Origin of the sequence: Secundilactobacillus silagincola (assembly GCF_002583405.1) — a bacterium.
Classification (GTDB): Bacteria; Bacillota; Bacilli; order Lactobacillales; family Lactobacillaceae; genus Secundilactobacillus; species Secundilactobacillus silagincola.
Map to the genome: position 1 here is coordinate 1 of NZ_BCMJ01000007.1, position 20,068 is coordinate 20,068.

Sequence of the window (20,068 nt, forward strand, 5' to 3'; positions counted from 1 at the left end):
ACCGCGGCCTTAGTTCCACTATCACTTTATCAAAAAAGTGATGTAATCATCTCCGTCGAGATTGATTACATCACTAATGTTAGTAAGTTTTTGTACACTTTTGTAACGATTGATGTTGACCGAAGACTAAAAAACCACAAATAATCTAGCTTATATAATTGGTATAGATGTTAAAACGGCTAAAATAAAAGGAAATCAATAACAATTTAACTTGTGGTATACATTTTTTGGTGGTAACCTATACACAATGAACGCGCTAATACATAAAGCAAAATTTGGAGGTAAATGATTATGACAACTGTATTAATTGTATGTGCTAGTGGAATTACGAGTCAATTATTGCAAGAAACTGCTCAACGATCTGCTGAGGCTTACCATGCTGATATTACGTTTGAATCAACAAGTGTTGCTGCCGCAAAAAATGATGGTTTAAAGACTGCAGATTTAATTTTAGTTGCGCCACAAGTCGGTTGTAATTACGCTGCTTTAAAGAATGTTAACTCACGATTGGAAAAAATCCCAGATGATATTTATGCTTGGGTCAATGGTGAAAGCTTGGTTAAATTTACTATGACAGAATTAGATAAGAATAAAGTCGTAGGTTAAATTAAAACACAAATAAGGTATAAAAATGAATTTTTTTTATTAGACACATTTCTCGCAAAATCAATGCTAGCTAGTGTTTTATACCCTAAATGCCATTGCGTTGAATCCCTTTCTGGCGTATAATATCCTATATGTTTCAATTAGAATACTATGAGGAGCGGGGTTCCCGCTCCTTTAATCATCACTTCGGTAAATAAATGGTATTGCTTGAGTGAGAGATGTCTGGAGGGCTTGAATTTGGATAACCAAGGAAACAAGCAATTAGACCGCTCATTCTTCGGTCAGCCACGTGGATTATCTACGTTATTCATGACTGAAATGTGGGAACGGTTCAGTTACTATGGTATGAAAGCAATTTTGATTTACTACATGTATTTCTCAATTGCAAAGGGTGGCCTTGGCATGGACAAGGGGCTTGCTGCCTCTATCATGTCGATTTACGGGTCATTGGTTTACTTATCCTCAGTGCTTGGTGGTTTTTTAAGTGACCGTATCTGGGGTAGCCGTAAGACCGTATTTTACGGCGGTGTTTTGATCATGTTTGGTCATATCTGTTTGTCATTACCAGCTGGTAAAATCGCGTTATTTATTTCGATTTGCTTAATCACCATTGGTACTGGTTTATTGAAGCCAAACGTTTCCGAAATGGTTGGGACGTTGTATTCACCAGAAGATACACGTCGTGATTCTGGTTTCACTATTTTCGTTTTCGGGATTAACTTAGGTTCCCTGATCGCGCCAATTGTTGTACCAGCAATGTGGACAGCGTTTAATTTCCATGCTGGTTTCTCACTGGCAGCTATTGGTATGTTCTTCGGATTAATTTCCTACTACTTTGGTGGTAAGAAGTATCTGAGTGCAGATTCATTGTATCCAGATGATCCGTTAGAGCCTGGCGATGCTAAGAAATTATCATTCCGTGTTACTTTGGGTGCGATTGCCTTTATTTTAGTATTGTTGATTATGTACGTCTTCGGTGCATTTAACATTGCTAACTTCATCACCTTGCTAAGTATCATCGCTGTGTTAACGCCAGTTGCTTATTTTGCAGTGATGCTGACCAGTAAGAAAGTCACAAAACACGAGCGTTCCCGTGTTTGGGCGTATGTGCCATTATTTATTGCCGCAGCTATTTTCTGGGCAATTGAGGAACAAGGTTCTGTTGTTCTGGCTCTGTTTGCACAGGATCAGACTAACAACACGATTCATCTTTTTAACTGGGTCATTCACATTAATCCAGCTAACTATCAATCACTGAACCCATTATTTATTTTAATTTACACACCAATCTTCGCCACGTTGTGGACTAAATTGGGTAAGAAACAGCCTTCATCACCAAGCAAGTTTTCAATGGGGATGCTAGTAACTGGTTTGTCTTACTTGCTGCTAGTGATTCCAATATCCATGTTTGGGGCCCATTCACTACTCAGTCCGCTATGGCTAGTTGGTAGCTGGGCAATCGTTGAAATTGGTGAATTATTAATTTCCCCAATTGGATTGTCAGTAACGACTAAGCTTGCACCAAGAGCGTTCCAGTCGTCAATGATGAGTATGTGGTTCTTAGCTGATTCAGCTGGGCAAGCCGTCAACTCACAAATCGTTAAATTCTACACACCTTCAAACGAAATTGCTTACTTCAGCATTATTGGAATTGTTTCCATTATTGCTGGTATCATTCTCTTCTTTATGATTAAGCCAATTAAGCGCTTAATGGAAGGTGTTCTATAAACGAGTCATTTTAAAGTTGTGTTACGATATTGTCGTAGCACAACTTTTTTAATTAGGAGAGAAACAATGGTTAACGTAGCAATGGTGAGTGATATCCATCTTGATATCAATAAAGTGAACGTTGAACAGACCCTGAAACAGCAAAGTGACTGGCTGAAGGAAAATCAAATAAGCGTCTATTTGATTGCGGGAGATCTTTTTAATCACTTTAAACGTTCTTTGTCATTTGCTGAAAAGTTGCAAAAGATGACCCCGCATACCGTTGTTCGGTTTATTGCGGGTAATCATGACATGGTTAATGATATTAGCTATGAGGACCTTCAAAAGCCCCTGGCTACGACCTACCTTCACCGTCAATACCTTGACGTGATGGGTACCGACTGGCGAATCATTGGTAATAATGGGTGGTATGACTATACCTTTTCAGCTGTCATGCACCGCCCCGAGGCTGATTTTTTGCACTGGAAGCGCGCCTATTGGATTGATGGGGCCATTAAACAACCAATAAGCGATCCAGAAAGAATGACTGAGGAATTACGGGTGATTGAGGAGCAATTGCAACAGGCACAGCAGGCACACAAGCGAGTGTTATTTATGACTCACTTTGTCCCACGAATTGAATATTTACGGATCACTTCTGACGATCGTTTTTGGAATATGGCTAACGCTATGTTGGGAAGTGTGCGTACAGGCAATTTATTAGCTAAATATCACGTAAAATACGTTTTGTTTGGTCATATGCATATCCATCCGATGCCACGTGAACTTGAAGGAACCGTTTATTTCAATCAATCAGTGGGGTATGGGACCGCGCGGAGACATGAATGGCTAACCAGTAATTTCCAGTCAGAGTGGTTAAAACGAGTACGGGTTATTAATTTGACCGATAAAAATGAATGAAATTCAATTTTTATGAGAAATAACGGCAAACCAGCTTGACGAGACTAACTGATTTTTGTTATTATAATTAAGTTGATTTATGGTAAATCAATTACGGATGGGTAGCGAAGTCTGGCTAAACGCGGCGGACTGTAAATCCGCTCCTTCGGGTTCGGTGGTTCGAATCCACTCCCATCCATTCTTTATTGGGCTATAGCCAAGTGGTAAGGCAACGGGTTTTGATCCCGTGATGCGCTGGTTCGAACCCAGCTAGCCCAATCAACCAATTTTGTGTTGACTGGATATACATTATGCTGTATAGTTATTGATGTTGTTTTTGTTTCTAATTATGGATGGGTAGCGAAGTCTGGCTAAACGCGGCGGACTGTAAATCCGCTCCTTCGGGTTCGGTGGTTCGAATCCACTCCCATCCATCTCTTTTATTGGGCTATAGCCAAGTGGTAAGGCAACGGGTTTTGATCCCGTGATGCGCTGGTTCGAACCCAGCTAGCCCAATTATTTATCTGAACTTTCCCATCAGTCTTTTGGCTGATGGGCTTTTTTTAAATTTTATGGTGATACATGATGGGCTTTTAGAAAGACTGTGGTACACGATAATCTCTGATATAATGTACTTAAAATCTCAACAGCAAAATCTAGACGTTTAGGAGTGATACTCATGAAAATTGGCTTCATTGGTGTCGGTGGCATGGCGCAAGCGATTATAACGGGACTTCTTAAGCAAACTAAACTTGCACCATCTGATATTTTGGTGCACAGTGCCCATGCTTCGACTTATGAGAGAGTCGCTAAGCAGACAGGTGTTACGGCAAAGGCAAGTAATGTTGAAGTTGCCAAAGATAGTGATTTTGTCGTGCTGGCCGTTACGCCTAACGTTGCAACTTCAGTCGTTCAGGAAATTCGTGACCAACTTGATCCTAAAAAGACAACGTTAATTTCCATCGTTGCAGGGTTAACACTAGAACGACTAGAAGAATTAGCGGGCTATGACTTACCGATTTTGCGGACGCTGCCTAACTTGAATGTCGCAATCGGTGCAGGTATGACAGCAGTTCATGCTAACGAAAATTTAACCGGTGAGACCAAGAAAAAGGCGGTTGGTTTGTTTGACCAGATTGGTAGTACGGTAACTTTACCTGAAAACGATTTTGCGACCTTCTCAGCTTTAGCCGGTTCAAGTCCCGCTTACGTTTATTTCTTTATCGATAGTTTAAGCCGAGCCGGTGTTAAGCACGGTTTGACTAAGACAGCTGCCACTAAGATTGCTGCACAGGCAGTGATGGGGTCTGCGGAAATGGTACTGAAATCTGATGAAAATCCCTTTGGCCTCATTGACCAAGTCTCCTCACCAGGTGGCAGTACGGTGGCAGGATTACTAGCTATGGAAGAGGCTGGTTTTATGACTGCCGTAGTTAAGGGTATTGATGCCACAATTGATCGTAATAATGCTGAATAAATTGTTGAAGCTGTAAAACAGCAATTCTCACGATTAAGCTTCAGTGAATACCAATGCAACAGGCTTGCAACATGGTCTATACCAGTATATAATAAATTCGTAAACTTAATCGAGTAGATGAGAGTTGATTAGGAGGAAGAGTTTATGAGTATCGTGTTGAAACACGCGACAATTTATACCGGTGAAGATGTTATTGCGGATGGCTACATTCGGTTCAACAAAACGATTGAGGCTGTGGGCCAGATGGGTGACTATCGTGCACAACCCGAAGATGAAGTTAAGTTTGTTAACGGTAAGGTAATCGTTCCTGGGTTTATTGATGTCCACACCCATGGTGGGTATGGTTTCGATTCCATGGATGGTGATGCTGATCAAATCAATCAAATGGTTAATCACATGATCAAAGAAGGAATCACCACCGTTTTTCCAACAACCATGACGCAATCCAACGATAATATTGCCCACGCAATGACTGGTATTAAAGAAGCAGCTAAGGTTAACCCAGTCATTAAAGGTGTTCATCTTGAGGGTCCCTTCATTGCGGCCATTTATAAAGGTGCTCAGCCTGAAAAGTACATTAAGGACCCTGACGTTTCTCTCTTAGATCACTGGAATGAACTTTCTGGTGGGTTAGTTAAACTCATTACTTATGCTCCCGAAGATCAAGGTGCTAGAGTTTTTGAAGATTACTGCTTAGCTCATCACATTGTGCCTTCAGTGGGTCACAGTAATGCTACCCGAGCACAAATGTTAGCAAGCCGTGCTACTCATGTCACTCACTTATATAACGCACAGCGTGAATTTAAGCACCGCGAACCTGGTGTTACTGGTCACGCTATGCTTGAAGATAATATGTATGCTGAATTGATCTGTGATGGTTTCCATATCGTACCAGATATGATTAAACTCGCTTACGAACAAAAGGGGCCTCACCGCATTGAACTAGTCACTGATTCAATGCGTGCTAAAGGTATGCCTGAAGGAATTAGTGAGCTTGGTGGTCAAAAGGTCATTGTTAAAGATAAGCAAGCCCGTCTTGAAACGGGAAACTTAGCCGGTTCTGTATTACGTTACGATGATGCCTTTCGAAACGTGATTTCCTTTACTGGCTGTGCAATTGAGGATGCGGTCCAAATGGCCTCGGTTAACCAAGCTGAAGAATTTGGCCTAACTCAAAAGGGTAAACTTTTGCCTGGGTTAGATGCTGATTTAAACATTTTTGATCGTGCACTTAATCTACAAACAACCTACAGTTATGGGCGCGAATTTGATGCGAGTCAAACTGATTAGTTAGGTAAGAAAGGTCGTAAATTTTATGGGATCACCTGTATATATTCAAATTCATAATGAGATCAAGAAAGCAATTGAGGCCGGCAAGTGGTCTGTTGGTGATCGTATTCCATCAGAACGTGAGCTAGCCGTTCAATTCCATGTCAGCCGAATGACACTTCGACAAGCCATTCAAACGTTAGTTGAGGAAGGAATCTTAGAGCGCTTTGTTGGATCGGGTACTTTTGTGGCTAATCAGAAAGTACAAGAAAAAATGTCAGGGGTCACTGGATTTACTGATCTAATGCTTGCCCAAGGTAAAAAACCGTCCAGTAAGACCATTTCTTACCATGTGATGAGTCCTTCTTTAAGCGAAAGTGAGAAGCTCAAGCTTAAAGATGATACGCAGGTTCTCCGAATGGAACGGGTTCGTTATGGCGATGACGTGCCAATCAGTTTTGAAGTGGCAACCATCCCGTTAGAGATTGTGGAAGGCCTCTCTAAACAAGAGGTTTCTGAATCCCTTTATCGAACTTTAGAGACCAAAAAGGGGCTAATTCCAGGACACGCTAAACAAATGGTTTCGGCCTCATCTGCGTCAGAAAGGATTGCCGAATACTTAGATATCAAACGTGGCGATGCGATTTTACGCTTACGTCAAATCTCGTATCTACAAGACGGTCGGCCGTTCGAATATGTTAGAACACAATATGTGGGTGAACGATTCGAATTTGTACTGGAAAAATAAAAAAGAACCTAGAAGCGATCAGTTTGATCAACTCCTAGGTTCTTTTCGTATACTGTTCTATTTATTAGTTCGGGCAGATTGTTTAACCGTCTTTAAGTACCTTGGAAGGACCATCATCCGTTTTAAGCGAGTTGGTTCACTAAGTAATCGATAAAACCACTCCAGGTGATGATTTTGAAAGAATTTTGGTGCTCGTTTAGTGTGACCGCTAAGAACATCAAAACTGCCACCGACTCCCATCCATAGACCGTTATTTTGATGACGATAATCGGCAATTAACTGTTCTTGTTTAGGAAAGCCAACTGCTAAGAATACCATGTCTGGCTGGGTTTTAGAAATGTCTTGCGCAATGGGTGCAAAATCATCGAAGTAGCCGTCATGTATGCCCGCAATATTGAGGTTAGGGTATCGGGTTGTTACAACATTTTTTACATCAGTGATGACTTCGGGTTTGGCACCGATTAAATAGACAGACTTGTGTTGATCGTTGCCCCATTTCAGTAAGTCGAGCATCGTATCATAGCCAGTAATACGCTCAGCCATTGGGGTTCCGAGAATTGCAGCGCCTTTTAGAATACCAATACCATCTGGAGTAATATAGTCGGCATTATTTAAAATTTGCTGATAATTAGGATTGTTTCTGGCGTACATGACAATTTCTGGATTAGCTGTGACGACAAACGTGTTTTCACGATTATTGATGTGTGATTCAATTGTGGTTAAAAAAGCTGCTTGGGTCGTGTTGATAAATGGAACGTTGAGAACACTGACCAGTGGAAATTCTTTTGACATAATAACCATCCATTCTAGAAATAATGTGTAAACTACTCGGTTTAACTGACGATAATTCGGATTAATGATAGAATAGTTCTCATAACCAGAAATATCAAACACTTAAAGGGGTTACAAACCATGGCAAAGCAGTATCCAGACGATAGCACAACGTTGCATACGGATGCGTATGAATTAAGCATGATTCAAACTTATTTTGAGGAAGGAATTCAAAATAAGCAAGCTATTTTCGAAGTTTACTTTCGCGATATGCCTTTTAAAAACGGGTTTGCCGTTTTTGCCGGATTGGAACATATCATCCATTATATCGAAAATTTACACTTTTCAAAAACAGATATCGAATACTTAAAAGAAGCAACAGATTATTCACCTGAATTAATCCAATATTTAACTGACTTCAAGTTTAAAGGAACGATTCGGTCCGTCGCAGAAGGTGAACTCGTTTATAGTAACGAACCCATGCTGCAAGTGGAAGGGCCATTGGCTGATTGCCAACTGATTGAAACTGCGGTGCTGAATATTGTCAACTACCAGACACTCATTGCCACTAAGGCTGCTAGAATTCGTTCAGTTGCCGGTAATGACGGTATCATGGAATTTGGTTCACGGCGGGCACAGGAATTTGACGCCGCCATTTGGGGAACTCGTGCAGCCTACATCGGTGGTTTTGATGCGACATCCAATGTTCGTGCCGGAAAGATATTTGGAATTCCGCTTAGTGGGACGCATGCACATTCGCTAGTACAAACCTATGGTAACGATTATGATGCCTTTCGGGCCTACGCTGAGACGCATGAAGACTGTGTGTTCTTAGTTGATACCTACGATACCATTAAAAGCGGGGTACCAAGTGCTATTCGAGTAGCTAATGAAATGGGCGATAAAATCAATTTCTTGGGTGTTCGGATTGATTCCGGTGATATGGCTTACCTGTCGAAACGGGTCCGCGAACAGTTAGATGAAGCTGGGTATCCGGATGCTAAGATTTATGCTTCCAACGATTTAGACGAAAAGACCATTATGTCGCTGAAGATGCAACGGGCCAAGATCGATGTTTGGGGTGTTGGCACGAAGTTGATCACGGCTTTTGATCAGCCAGCGCTAGGTGCCGTTTACAAAATGGTTTCCATTGAGAGAAATGGTAAGATGGAAGATACAATCAAGCTGTCTAACAATGTTGAGAAGGTTTCCACGCCTGGACCTAAACAAGTTTGGCGAATCACAAAAAAGGACAGTGGTAAGTCTGAAGGGGATTACATCGCACTTTCGAGTGAAGACCCCCGTCACCAAGACGAGCTGTACATGTTCCACCCTAACTACACGTACATTAATAAGACGGTCACTGACTTTGATGCTCGCCCAATCTTACAGACGATTTACGATCAGGGTCGATTAGTTTATCAGCAGCCAGAATTGGCCGATATTAAGAGTCGTTGTTCAGAGAACTTAGAAAACCTCTGGCCAGAATACAAGCGAGATCTGAATCCGCAAAAGTATCCCGTTGATTTGTCTCAAAAATTATGGGACAACAAGATGAATTTAATTAAAAAAGTTCACGAATATGTCAAAAAAATTGATTATGATAATAAGTAAGAGGATGAAGAGATGAGAGAATTACAGCAACAGATTATTTCAGCTTTAAAGGTGCAACCACAAATTGATCCGGAAACGGAAATCAGACGAAGCGTTGATTTTTTAAAGGCTTATCTACAAAAGACGGGTTTAAAGACATTGGTATTAGGTATCTCTGGTGGACAGGATTCAACTTTGGCGGGCAAGTTATCTGAGATGGCAGCCATGGAACTCCGTGAAGAGACGAAGAATGATCATTATCAATTCATTGCGGTTCGATTGCCATATGGTACTCAAGCGGATGAATCCGATGCAATGGATGCAATCGACTTTATGCAAGCTGACCGGGTCGACCGAGTTGATATTAAGCCTGCAACGGATGCAACAGTCGCTGCGGTTCAGGCAAATCAGGAACAAATTTCTGATTTTAATAAAGGCAATATTAAGGCGCGTCAACGGATGATCGCTCAATTTACGATTGCTGGCGCGAATCAGGGTGCCGTAGTGGGCACTGACCATGCCGCTGAAGCAGTAACGGGCTTCTACACTAAGTTTGGTGATGGTGCTGCTGATATTACCCCAATCTGGCGCTTAAATAAGCGTCAGGGTAAACAGTTACTTGAGGTGCTTCACGCACCTAAGCACCTGTATACCAAGGTTCCTACAGCGGATCTTGAAGAGAATCGACCATCATTACCCGATGAAGTCGCATTAGGTGTTCACTATGATGAGATTGATGATTATTTGGAAGGTAAAACCGTTTCAGATAAAGCTGCAGAAACGATTGAGAGCTGGTATTTAAAGACCCAGCACAAACGTCACTTACCTGTGACAGTTTTCGATACTTTTTGGAAATAAGCGACTTGTAACTGCGTGATACGATGAGGGAGTAATCGGCAGAATCTTCTGTGGTCAAACCGTCAGCAAGGGGCAACTGGCTCCCGGGAAGGCCTTAATCGATGAGACTTATAACGAAAATACAGGTTTCATAAATGACAGGAGGATTTTAGATGAAAAACAAACCCTGGTACCAGCAGACAACGGATGAATTGTTCGCAAATTTAGAGACACAAGAACAAGGACTCACTGAGGGCGTCGTTAAAGAGCGACGTGAAAAATACGGTGAAAATAAGTTAGCTGCCAAACGGCAAACAACAATTCTGCAAAAATTTATTGCTCAGTTTAAGGATTTCATGATCATTGTGCTGATTGTTGCTGCGTTAATTGCAGGCGCAACCGGCGAATTAGCTGATGCTTTAATTATTTTTGCGGTTGTCGTCCTAAACGCTGTTTTTGGTGTCTTTCAGGAAGCCAAAGCGGAAGATGCCATTAACTCGTTACGTGAAATGGCTGCACCAGTGGCACACGTGGAACGTCACGGAGAAGTCATTACCGTGAAAAGTGATGAGCTTGTTCCTGGTGATATTGTCCATCTCGAAGCTGGCGACATTGTGCCAGCCGATATTCGCTTAGTGACAGCTAACGTGATGAAAGTTGAAGAAGCAGCACTAACCGGTGAGTCCGTACCGGTGAACAAAACCAGCGATGTGCTGGATGAAGATGATCTGGCGCTAGGTGACCGTGACAACATGGTCTACATGACAGCTAATATTACTACTGGTCGAGGTACAGGAATCGTTGTGGCAACCGGTATGCAGACCGAAGTTGGTCAAATTGCTGGCATGATCGAAGAAACTAAAGAGACCAAAACACCGTTACAAGAAAACCTGAATCAGCTTGGAAAATGGCTGACAATATTAATTCTGGCAATTGCGGTGTTGGTGTTTGTGATTGGTATGGTACGTGGAGAAGAAACTCTGGTGAATATGCTGCTGACGGCCATTTCCTTGGCCGTAGCTGCAATTCCGGAGGGGATGCCAGCCATTGTGACAATCACCTTGGCGTTGGGCACACAGCGGATGGCAAAGCGTCATGCACTGATTCGTAAACTGCCAGCTGTTGAAACGCTTGGCAGCACGGATATTATTGCCTCGGATAAAACGGGTACCTTGACCCAAAATAAGATGACTGTTGAACAGTTGTATGAAAACGGTCAGCTGGTTGATGCTAAACAGCGGAAGGTTGATTTAACAGATCCTCTGGCGTTAGCGATGATGTTAAATAATGACAGTAAATTTACCGATGACGGTCTCGCAGGTGATCCAACAGAAACAGCTTTGATTCAGTATTATTTGGATCAAGATGAACCGGCTTCTGCGACTATTAGCAGCAATAAACGAGTTGCTGAGATTCCCTTTGATTCTGAACGAAAATTAATGTCGACGTTTAATGAAGATCAGGATGGCAAGGTGACGCAGTATACCAAGGGGGCTCCAGACCAGTTATTAAAGCGAGTTGATCGTATCTTATTGGATGGTAAGATTCGCAGCATTACTGATGCCGATAAGCAGCAGATCATGGCCATTAACCACCAATTAGCTACTCAAGCATTACGGGTGTTAGCTTTTGCTTACAATGAGGTTGACGAGGTTCCTTCTGACTTAACCAGTGAAACTGCTGAACAGCACTTAATTTTCATTGGTTTAATCGCCATGATTGACCCCGAGCGTCCAGAAGTAGCTCAGGCAGTTGTTGAAGCACATGAAGCCGGAATTCGGCCGATTATGATTACTGGTGACCATCGGGATACTGCCACGGCCATCGCAAAGCGGCTGGGAATTTTTGATGAAAGTAACGGTAATAATCAAGTGATTACCGGGGCCGAACTGGACAAGCTGAGTGATGATCAGTTCAATCAAACTGTTGACCAGTATTCGGTTTACGCACGAGTTGCACCAGAACATAAGGTGCGAATCGTGAATGCTTGGCAAAAGCGTGGTAAAGTGGTGGCGATGACGGGTGATGGCGTAAACGACGCGCCGGCTTTGAAGGCTGCCGACATTGGTGTTGGTATGGGAATTACTGGTACCGAAGTTTCTAAGGGTGCCAGTGACATGGTATTGGCAGATGATAACTTCTCCACCATTGTGGTTGCGGTAGAAGAGGGACGTAAGGTCTTCGCTAACATTCAAAAAGCGCTGCAGTATCTCTTATCTGCTAACATTGGTGAAGTGCTGACGCTGTTTGTGATGACACTGTTAGGCTGGCAAATTTTAGCACCAGTGCAGATTTTATGGATCAATCTGGTTACGGATACCTTTCCAGCCATTGCGCTTGGATTGGAACCAGCGGAACCTAATATTATGAAACGTAAACCGAGGGGCCGGTCATCGAATTTCTTTTCTGGCGGTGTGTTTGGCAACGTCATCTATCAAGGGTTGCTAGAAGGGCTGATTACACTTGGTGTATATGGGCTTTCCATAAAGTTCCCAGTTCATGCTAGCGCGCAGTTAGCTCATGCAGATGCGTTAACGATGGCGTTTGCGACACTTGGTATGATTCAGTTGTTCCACGCCTTTAACTCTAAGTCGATTCACGAGTCAATTTTTAAAGTTGGTCTGTTTAAGAATCGTTCACTGAACTGGGCGATTCTGACGGCGTTCTTATTATTAGCGGTCACAATTGTTGTCCCTGGTTTTAATACCATTTTCCATTTGACTGAGTTGAATGGATTGCAATGGGGAATCGTCTTGGGTGCCGGTCTTTTGATGATTGCGATTGTCGAAATCGTTAAATTGGTACAGCGGCGGTTTGGAAAATAGGAGGAATTTTTATGAAGCCAAAAACAATGGCAAGTTATTTACCTGCTTTAAGTAAAGTAATTGAAGATACTGAAAAAACTGGGTCGGAAATGAATCCGGATTTTGAAAAGTTGCGCAAAGCAATTGATGATGATGCAGTTGCTGATTTAGGAACGGAAACACTAACTTCGATTAAAGCAACCTTTCAAAAGGGAACGGATGCTTACACCGAAAACCTGAATCGGTTGCAGCAAGCTTCAGTACCGGTTAGAATTTTAGGTAAGCACAAGCAATTGGTAGCTGCCTATCGTAACTATTCACAGGCCTGCCAAGCAATGGTTGATGCCATTGACGCTGATGATCAGACGGTCAACGTTGAAGCTTTTAATGATTCTGAGCATGAACAAGAAAATATGATGGGAAAAATTACTTCAGCAGCGCAACGCATTATGTCGATGGTGATGTAATAATATGAAAATAGAGCGGGTAATCGTCAGCGGGATGGTTGCTTGCTCTATTTTTGTGCGTAGGTAAGGGTGCCTGCATGGTATAATAAACACACTACACGTAAGGATGTTGAAGAATGGAAACTGAAACCTTAACATTGATTAAACAGGCACTTCCAGCCTATAAAAGTCACCAAATTGACGTGACGTTAGATTTATTAAACGATCATAATACGGTACCGTTTATTGCGCGTTACCGTAAAGAAATGACGGGTAATCTCGATGAAGTTGAAATTCGAGAGATTCAGGATGAAGCTAATCGGATCAGTAAGTTACAGCAACGGAAGCAAGAAGTCCTGAACCAAATTTCTGAACAAGAAAAATTGACTCCCAAACTATCCGCTGCCATTAAAGCGGCTACGCAGATGCAGCAGGTTGAAGATTTGTATCTGCCTTATAAGCAAAAGCGTCGGACCAAGGCCACAATTGCCAAGGATGCCGGCTTGTATCCGCTGGCGCAGTGGGTACTGCAATTTAAACGCGACCCTATTGAGCCGGTGGCAAAGAGGTATATTAACGATCAGGTACCGGATATTAGCAGTGTACTAGAAGGCGTTAATGAGATTCTGGCAGAAGCCATTGGTGAGCGAGCTGAATTTCGCGAATGGGTTCGGCGCTATACGCAACGAAACGGTATTTTAACCAGTAAATTAAAGCGTAATGGACAGCAAAAGGATGAAGATCAAGTATATAAAATATACTATGATTTTCAATCTGCTTTAAAAAAGCTGAGTCCTTACCAGACTTTGGCCATCAATCGTGGCGAAAAAGCAAGCGTGCTGACCGTCAAGATTAACGTTGATGAACCAGCCATTGACCGCTATTTAAAATTTCAGTTGATTGGTCGTCATCAAGGACCATCGGTGACCATTGTTGAAGCAGCCTATCAAGATGCCTATAAACGGTTTATTGGCCCAGCCATTGAGCGGGAATTGAGACGATCATTGACCGAAACTGCTCAGACACACGCAATTCAGGTGTTCGGTAATAATCTGTACCACTTGTTGATGCAAGCACCACTAAAGAATCATGTTGTCATGGGGTTCGATCCAGCGTATAGAACCGGTTGTAAATTAGCTATCATGGATGGCAATGGGAAATATTTAGCTAAACAGGTCATTTATCCGCATAAACCTGCTTCAGCTACAAAGCGGCAGCAAGCAATGCCAGCTTTTATTAAATTATTGAATGACTACCAAGTTGATATGATTGCTATTGGTAACGGTACTGCAAGCCGGGAATCAGAACAGTTTGTGGCGGATGCTATTAAACAGGTTGATCGAGATGTCAGGTATACGATTGTCAATGAGGCGGGTGCTTCGGTTTATTCTGCCAGTGCAGTCGCTCGGGCGGAGTTTCCCGATTTTAATGTTGAAGAACGCTCGGCCGTTAGTATTGGCCGGCGTCTTCAGGATCCACTAGCCGAATTAGTTAAAATTGATCCTAAATCAATCGGCGTTGGTCAATATCAGCATGATGTTCCTGAAAGTGGCCTAGACGAGCAGCTTGCACGCGTGATTGAAACGGCCGTTAACCAGGTTGGTGTCGATTTAAATCGGGCTAGTATTGAGTTATTAGAGCATATTTCGGGACTTTCAAAGCAGACGGCAAGTAACATCGTTGCTTATCGGGAAGAAAATGGCAGTTTTAACAGCCGTCCAGAACTAAAGAAGGTTCCCCGTCTTGGACCCAAAGCTTACGAGCAGTCGGTTGGCTTTCTAAGAATCGTTAATGGTAAAAACGTGCTGGATAACACGGATATTCATCCTGAGAGTTACCCGATTGCCAAACGGGTGTTAACGCATTTAGGCTTAAAATTGAACCAGGTTGGTACACCAGCGGTTGCTGCTGCACTGGAAAATAGTGATGCCAATACTTTAAGTGATCAGCTAGGTGTGGGCAAAGAGACACTTCAGGATATTTTAAAAAGCTTGCAGCAGCCGGGACGGGATCGGCGTGATGAGATGCCAGCACCGATTTTGAGGACGGATGTTTTGCAAATGAGTGATTTAAAACCGGGTATGAAGCTGGAAGGTACCGTTAGAAATGTGGTGGATTTTGGTGTTTTTGTTGATATTGGCGTCAAACAAGATGGCTTGGTACACGTTTCACATCTGTCAAAATCCTATGTCAGCAGTCCAGCGAACGTTGCGTCCGTTGGGGATATTGTGACTGTTTGGGTATTAGAGGTTGATGAACAGCGACACCGGATTCAGCTAAGTATGGTGGCACCGAATGACTGATCAGGAATTGCAGCAGCTGGTTGAACGGATTTCGCTTCAATCATTTGGCAAACCATTTAGGCATCAGGCCGTTTTTAATCAGCGTCTAAAAACGACGGGTGGCCGGTATCATTTGCAGGATCATCACATTGATATCAATCCACGGATGCTGACGGTGTTCGGTGAAGCTACACTAGAGGGTGTTATCAAACATGAATTAGTGCATTATCATCTTCATTTGGCCGGTCAATCTGGTCAACATCGCACCAAAGCGTTTAAACAATTATTACAGGCGGTTGGTGGTTTACGTTATGCGCCTCGTCAACCACGCCAGAGTAAACCCACTAAATACCTTGTTTACCGTTGTGAAAAATGCGGTCAGCTCTATCAACGAAAACGGCGGATCAATACGCAAAAATTTGTTTGCGGTAAGTGTCGTGGTAGATTGATTTTTCAAAAGAGTGTGCTGCAATAGCCACCGGAAAATTATTAACAGGATTGAAATTTAAATTGATGTACTTGATAATAGTGAATGAGAACTGAAAGTGTTCTAATCGCGTTACATTTCAGCATTGGAGGATGAGTTTATGGGTAAAATTGTGATTCGGGTACCAGCGACATCGGCCAATTTAGGACCAGGATTTGATTCTATTGGGGTTGCACTGCATTTATACCTCACGGTGATCGTGGAAGAAAAAACTGAGCAGTGGCGGGTAAACCACGCTTTAGGTCCTGATGTCCCAACGGATGATCAAAATTTGATCGTTCAATCTGCGTTGAAGGTGAACCCCAACCTTCAACCGCATCAACTGACAGTGATGTCTGACATTCCAGTGGCTCGTGGCTTAGGCAGTTCTTCTACCGCAGTGGTTGCGGGAGTTAAAATTGCGAACGAATTAGGCAAAATGGATCTTTCACTAGCTGATCAAGTGACGATAGCTGCTAAAATAGAGGGACATCCAGACAATGCTGCACCAGCTTTATTAGGTGACGTAACCATTTCTGATTTTGACGGCGAAAGCGCAACTAGCGTTAAACTGGCAATGCCAGAGGGATTAAAAATGCTGGCCTTTATCAAAAACCAGCCGTTATTGACTTCTGACAGCCGAAATGTCTTATCGGATCAGTTACCTCGTAAACAGGCGGTAATCGGAAGTAGCGTTGCTAATGTGATGGTTGCTGGTTTAGCAACTAAAAATTGGGAATTAGTTAGTCACATGATGGAACGTGATCAATTTCATGAAGCTGCCCGGACCAAACTCGTCCCTGAACTACCAATGATTCGTGAAACGGCACACCAACTTGGTATTTACGGTACCTACTTAAGTGGCGCTGGGCCAACGATTGGGACCTTTGCTAAGGAACCGCAATTAATTGTTTTACGCCAAAAATTAATGGATAAAGATGTCAGGGGAAGTCTCCGTATTTTTGATATTGATCGTCAAGGCGCGACGGTAAATGCGGAGTAAATATAACTATTTTGCAAATAACCATTGAAAACAAGTTATAATTCTGGTATATTATTTCTTGTTGATGCGGCCATGGCGGAACTGGCAGACGCGCAAGATTAAGGATCTTGTCGGGGTTTTCCCGGTGGAGGTTCGAGTCCTCTTGGCCGCATACGTAAACTCGGAATGTTTGACCAGCTTTGGTTAAATATTTCGAGTTTTTTTGATTGAAATTTTTTCGGAGGTTAGGGTTAATGAAAAACTTTATTTTTGACGTAGATGGTACCTTGCTTGATACTGAAGCGATGTACATGAAGGCACTGGACAAGGTCCTTCGTCAGCACCAAATTAAGCACCCGTACAGTGAGTTAACACAAACGTTTGGAATTACTAGTCTAGACGCTTTAAAGCACCTTAAAGTGCCAGCAGACTTGATACAGCCAATCCTAAACGAATGGGCACAAGCCATTCCAGAATTTCAGCCACTGGTCCACGTCTATGATGGGATTGAGAAAATGCTGTCAGATTTGAACGAACAGCCCACGACGCAACTGGCAATTATGACTTCCAAACAAACATTTGAATTTAAGCGGGACGTCACACCGCTGGAATTAGACAAATATTTTAGTCAGTTTGTTTTCTTTGAAGATGCTAAACGGGGTAAACCGGCGCCAGATCCAATTTTAGTGGCGATGGATCGACTAAATGCCAATCCTGAAGAAACTATCTACATTGGTGATACCAAGTTTGATGGGCAAGCTGCCCACGCAGCCGGAATTAAGTTTGGTTTAGTGGCTTGGGGGAATGGTGGGGCATCAAAGGTTGAAGGTGCCGATTATACGTTTGCGACTCCCGAAGATTTACTTGCCCTGGTTCGTTAATTTGCCAATGTGTCGGGGCATGAATCGGGTCAGTGTGCTATGATAATAGCAACTGTAAGTAGTAATGGATGTAGGAATTAATTTTGTTTAATGATGAGGAGGCAATGTCGTGATTGCCATTGTGATTGCTAGCCACGGTAATTTGGCCAAGGGACTTTTACAGTCTGCAACGATGATTTTTGGAAAGCAGACTAACATTGCAACCGTGACTTTTGAGGAAAAAGAAACGCCAGATGACTTGATCATCAAATTTCAAACCGCGCTAAGTAAGTTTGACTCTGCCGATGCTGTGTTGTTTCTAGTTGATTTGTGGGGTGGCTCGCCATTCACTGTTGCCTCTCATTTCGTGAGTCAGCAGCCTGAACAGATGGCGATGATCACGGGGGTTAATCTGCCAATCGTGATGGATGCGTTTACCATTCGGGATCAACCGTTAGATAAAGTGGTTGACCATCTAGAGAAGAGCGGTCAGAAAGGTATTCGGCATTTTGAACCGGAGACAGGTCACAAAGGGGCTTAACCACTATGACAATGGACATCAAGTTTGCACGCATCGGTAGCCGTCTGTTACCTAGTCAGGTCGCAAGTGGCTGGGTGAAGGCCACCGCGCCTAACCGAATCTTAGTTGTCTCGAACCGGGTGGCTCAAAACCATTTACGACAGACGCTGATTTTACAGTCTGTGCCAGCAGGGGTTGAAGCTAATGTGCTGACGTTAAAAAAGATGCTGACCATTTATCAAGATTCTCGATTCAACGATTTTCGGCCAATACTCCTGACGGAAACTGCTAAGGACATGGCTAAGCTGGTTAAGGGCGGTATTGATCTAAGCGGGATTGGGATTAACTTAGGGATACTTGCCTATCAAGATGGTATGAAAATGCTAATGGATGGCGTGGCGGTCGATAAAAACGAGGCAAAGGCATTACGCTATTTAACCGATCACGCAAAGTTGAAAGTGGTCGTGCAGCAAAAACCCGATGATAACCCAATAGATATCAAGCCATTTTTAGATAAATTGACCTTTTAAGAATTGAACGGATTCCACACAAAAAAGCACTATTCAGTCGAATAGCGCTTTTTTGTGAATTCAATTTTAAAATCTAATCTAATTAGGCTTAATATCCGGAGCTACTGGTTGACGAGGTATAACTGCTGTCATCGCCTGTACCCGTAGAACTAGGCGTTAACTTAGTTGATTCGCTAAGACCCAAAGTATGTCTAATATTGTTAGAGACCTTTTGTAATTCTGAAAGTGGGGCCACTTGATAAGAAATACCGTTAATCATGGCGTCCTGACCTTGCAGTGTTTGAGATTTAATGTGGTGACTAGCATCGCCGTACTTGGTTCGAATTGCTAACATATCATTAAAAGTCATATCGGTTTTCATATTGCCGTTCAAAGAGGTCAAAATCTGTTTATATCGTGGAAGTGAGGTGATGCCCACACCCTTGACAACAAGCTTTTGAAGGACTTGTCGTTGCCGTTTTTGACGTCCGTAATCGCCTAATGGATCTTCTTCACGCATTCGTGAATAATCCAAGGCTGCTTTGCCGTCCAAGTGGATCTTTTGTCCCTTCACCACGTTAGCATTGCCATAGTGGAACGTCATTGGTGGGACAACATCGACACCGCCAACGGCATTGACCATCTTCTCCAAACCACCCATATTAACGATGGCGTAGAAGTCGATCGGAATATCGAGTAGGTTTTCGACGGTGGAAACAGAGCCGGCAGCGCCGCCAATCGTGTAAGCAGCGTTGATCTTTTCGTACGGCTGCGAATCACCCTTCACTTGAACGCGGGTATCACGAGGAATACTAGTCAGATAGGCGGTTTCCTTTTTAGGATTGATCGTTGCAACAATCAGGGTATCTGTTCGCCCAACATCGTTTCTACCAAGGGCACCGGTATCAGTTCCCATCAAAAGAATTGAGAAGGGTTTCCCTTGTTTAATCACGTTGTCCACGTTCCGTAGCTTATCTGTTTGTCCCGCTTGAAACGTGTTGTCGAAAGTTTGCTTCGCTTGGTTATAAGCATGATAACCATAGGCAATCCCACCAGTAATCAGAATTAAGACAATGATTAGGATGCTCCAAAGTAAGCCATGGTGTTTTTTATGTGATTTGAAGTGTGAATAATCACTTCGCCGTGTTGATTGATTATTTTGATCTGGATCGAAATTATTTGATGCCATAAGTTTCCCTCGCCTCTGTAAAATCTCTTTGCATTATAGGTCTATTTTCTCAGATAGTGTGGTTCTTTCATGAAGCTTAAGTCGATTTTAAGAAAAATATTA

18 protein-coding genes and 5 tRNA genes are annotated in these 20,068 nt (G+C 42.8%); 21 read left to right on the forward strand and 2 right to left on the reverse strand.

Going from position 1 to position 20,068, the window contains the following annotated elements; genetic code table 11:
* The first annotated feature begins 291 nt into the window (after window positions 1–291).
* The 10 genes from CES82_RS08610 to CES82_RS08655 all read left to right on the forward strand — a co-directional run bounded on the left by CES82_RS08610 (window position 292) and on the right by CES82_RS08655 (window position 6,707).
* Window positions 292–606: a PTS sugar transporter subunit IIB gene (locus CES82_RS08610; RefSeq protein ID WP_180245710.1), complete on the forward strand. Its 315-nt coding sequence runs from the start codon at window positions 292–294 to the stop codon at window positions 604–606.
* 309 nt (window positions 607–915) lie between these two features.
* Entirely contained in the window at window positions 916–2,334 is a 1,419-nt protein-coding gene (locus CES82_RS08615) for a peptide MFS transporter (RefSeq protein WP_439959060.1), read from the forward strand.
* Window positions 2,335–2,400: 66 nt separating this feature from the next.
* Window positions 2,401–3,234, forward strand: coding sequence for a metallophosphoesterase (locus CES82_RS08620; protein WP_225364879.1), 834 nt, complete (start codon window positions 2,401–2,403; stop codon window positions 3,232–3,234).
* A gap of 95 nt (window positions 3,235–3,329) precedes the next feature.
* Window positions 3,330–3,412 (forward strand) — tRNA-Tyr (locus CES82_RS08625).
* Between the two features lie 8 nt (window positions 3,413–3,420).
* Window positions 3,421–3,492: transfer RNA gene (locus CES82_RS08630), tRNA-Gln, on the forward strand.
* A 72-nt stretch (window positions 3,493–3,564) separates the two neighbouring features.
* A tRNA-Tyr gene (locus CES82_RS08635) sits at window positions 3,565–3,647 on the forward strand.
* A 10-nt stretch (window positions 3,648–3,657) separates the two neighbouring features.
* Window positions 3,658–3,729, forward strand: a tRNA-Gln gene (locus CES82_RS08640).
* 163 nt (window positions 3,730–3,892) lie between these two features.
* Window positions 3,893–4,690: a pyrroline-5-carboxylate reductase gene (gene proC / locus CES82_RS08645; RefSeq protein WP_098825448.1), complete on the forward strand. Its 798-nt coding sequence runs from the start codon at window positions 3,893–3,895 to the stop codon at window positions 4,688–4,690.
* Window positions 4,691–4,834: 144 nt separating this feature from the next.
* Window positions 4,835–5,980, forward strand: a complete 1,146-nt coding sequence (gene nagA / locus CES82_RS08650) for an N-acetylglucosamine-6-phosphate deacetylase (RefSeq protein ID WP_098825450.1) — start codon at window positions 4,835–4,837, stop codon at window positions 5,978–5,980.
* A gap of 25 nt (window positions 5,981–6,005) precedes the next feature.
* Entirely contained in the window at window positions 6,006–6,707 is a 702-nt protein-coding gene (locus CES82_RS08655; RefSeq protein WP_098825452.1) for a GntR family transcriptional regulator, read from the forward strand.
* Window positions 6,708–6,764: 57 nt separating this feature from the next.
* Here CES82_RS08655 and CES82_RS08660 read toward each other — a convergent pair whose 3' ends face one another.
* Entirely contained in the window at window positions 6,765–7,499 is a 735-nt protein-coding gene (locus tag CES82_RS08660) for a WecB/TagA/CpsF family glycosyltransferase (protein ID WP_098825454.1), read from the reverse strand.
* A gap of 120 nt (window positions 7,500–7,619) precedes the next feature.
* On the opposite strand from CES82_RS08660, the gene CES82_RS08665 reads away from it, so the two are divergent.
* The 11 genes from CES82_RS08665 to CES82_RS08715 all read left to right on the forward strand — a co-directional run bounded on the left by CES82_RS08665 (window position 7,620) and on the right by CES82_RS08715 (window position 18,798).
* On the forward strand, window positions 7,620–9,092 hold the full coding sequence (locus tag CES82_RS08665) for a nicotinate phosphoribosyltransferase (protein ID WP_098825456.1): 1,473 nt from the start codon (window positions 7,620–7,622) through the stop codon (window positions 9,090–9,092).
* A gap of 12 nt (window positions 9,093–9,104) precedes the next feature.
* Window positions 9,105–9,929, forward strand: a complete 825-nt coding sequence (gene nadE, locus CES82_RS08670; protein ID WP_098825457.1) for an NAD(+) synthase — start codon at window positions 9,105–9,107, stop codon at window positions 9,927–9,929.
* Window positions 9,930–10,081: 152 nt separating this feature from the next.
* A complete protein-coding gene (locus CES82_RS08675; RefSeq protein WP_098825459.1) occupies window positions 10,082–12,733 on the forward strand; it encodes a cation-translocating P-type ATPase in 2,652 nt (883 codons plus the stop codon).
* An 11-nt stretch (window positions 12,734–12,744) separates the two neighbouring features.
* Window positions 12,745–13,179 (forward strand): hypothetical protein, encoded by a 435-nt coding sequence (locus CES82_RS08680; protein ID WP_098825460.1) that lies wholly within the window; start codon window positions 12,745–12,747, stop codon window positions 13,177–13,179.
* Window positions 13,180–13,295: 116 nt separating this feature from the next.
* Window positions 13,296–15,461, forward strand: coding sequence for a Tex family protein (locus CES82_RS08685; RefSeq protein WP_098825462.1), 2,166 nt, complete (start codon window positions 13,296–13,298; stop codon window positions 15,459–15,461).
* The gene (locus CES82_RS08690; protein WP_098825464.1) at window positions 15,454–15,915 is read left to right on the forward strand and encodes a SprT family protein; all 462 of its coding nucleotides are present in this window, start codon (window positions 15,454–15,456) and stop codon (window positions 15,913–15,915) included. The genes CES82_RS08685 and CES82_RS08690 overlap by 8 nt, the downstream gene beginning before the upstream one ends.
* A gap of 112 nt (window positions 15,916–16,027) precedes the next feature.
* On the forward strand, window positions 16,028–16,909 hold the full coding sequence (thrB, locus tag CES82_RS08695) for a homoserine kinase (RefSeq protein ID WP_098825466.1): 882 nt from the start codon (window positions 16,028–16,030) through the stop codon (window positions 16,907–16,909).
* Between the two features lie 66 nt (window positions 16,910–16,975).
* Window positions 16,976–17,060: transfer RNA gene (locus tag CES82_RS08700), tRNA-Leu, on the forward strand.
* 82 nt (window positions 17,061–17,142) lie between these two features.
* On the forward strand, window positions 17,143–17,769 hold the full coding sequence (locus CES82_RS08705) for an HAD family hydrolase (RefSeq protein ID WP_098825468.1): 627 nt from the start codon (window positions 17,143–17,145) through the stop codon (window positions 17,767–17,769).
* A gap of 109 nt (window positions 17,770–17,878) precedes the next feature.
* A complete protein-coding gene (locus tag CES82_RS08710) occupies window positions 17,879–18,289 on the forward strand; it encodes a PTS sugar transporter subunit IIA (RefSeq protein ID WP_098825470.1) in 411 nt (136 codons plus the stop codon).
* Window positions 18,290–18,294: 5 nt separating this feature from the next.
* A complete protein-coding gene (locus CES82_RS08715) occupies window positions 18,295–18,798 on the forward strand; it encodes a PTS sugar transporter subunit IIB (RefSeq protein WP_098825472.1) in 504 nt (167 codons plus the stop codon).
* Window positions 18,799–18,886: 88 nt separating this feature from the next.
* On the opposite strand, the gene CES82_RS08720 is transcribed toward CES82_RS08715, so the two are convergent.
* The gene (locus CES82_RS08720) at window positions 18,887–19,966 is read right to left on the reverse strand and encodes an LCP family glycopolymer transferase (protein ID WP_098825474.1); all 1,080 of its coding nucleotides are present in this window, start codon (window positions 19,964–19,966) and stop codon (window positions 18,887–18,889) included.
* Window positions 19,967–20,068: the final 102 nt, after the last annotated feature.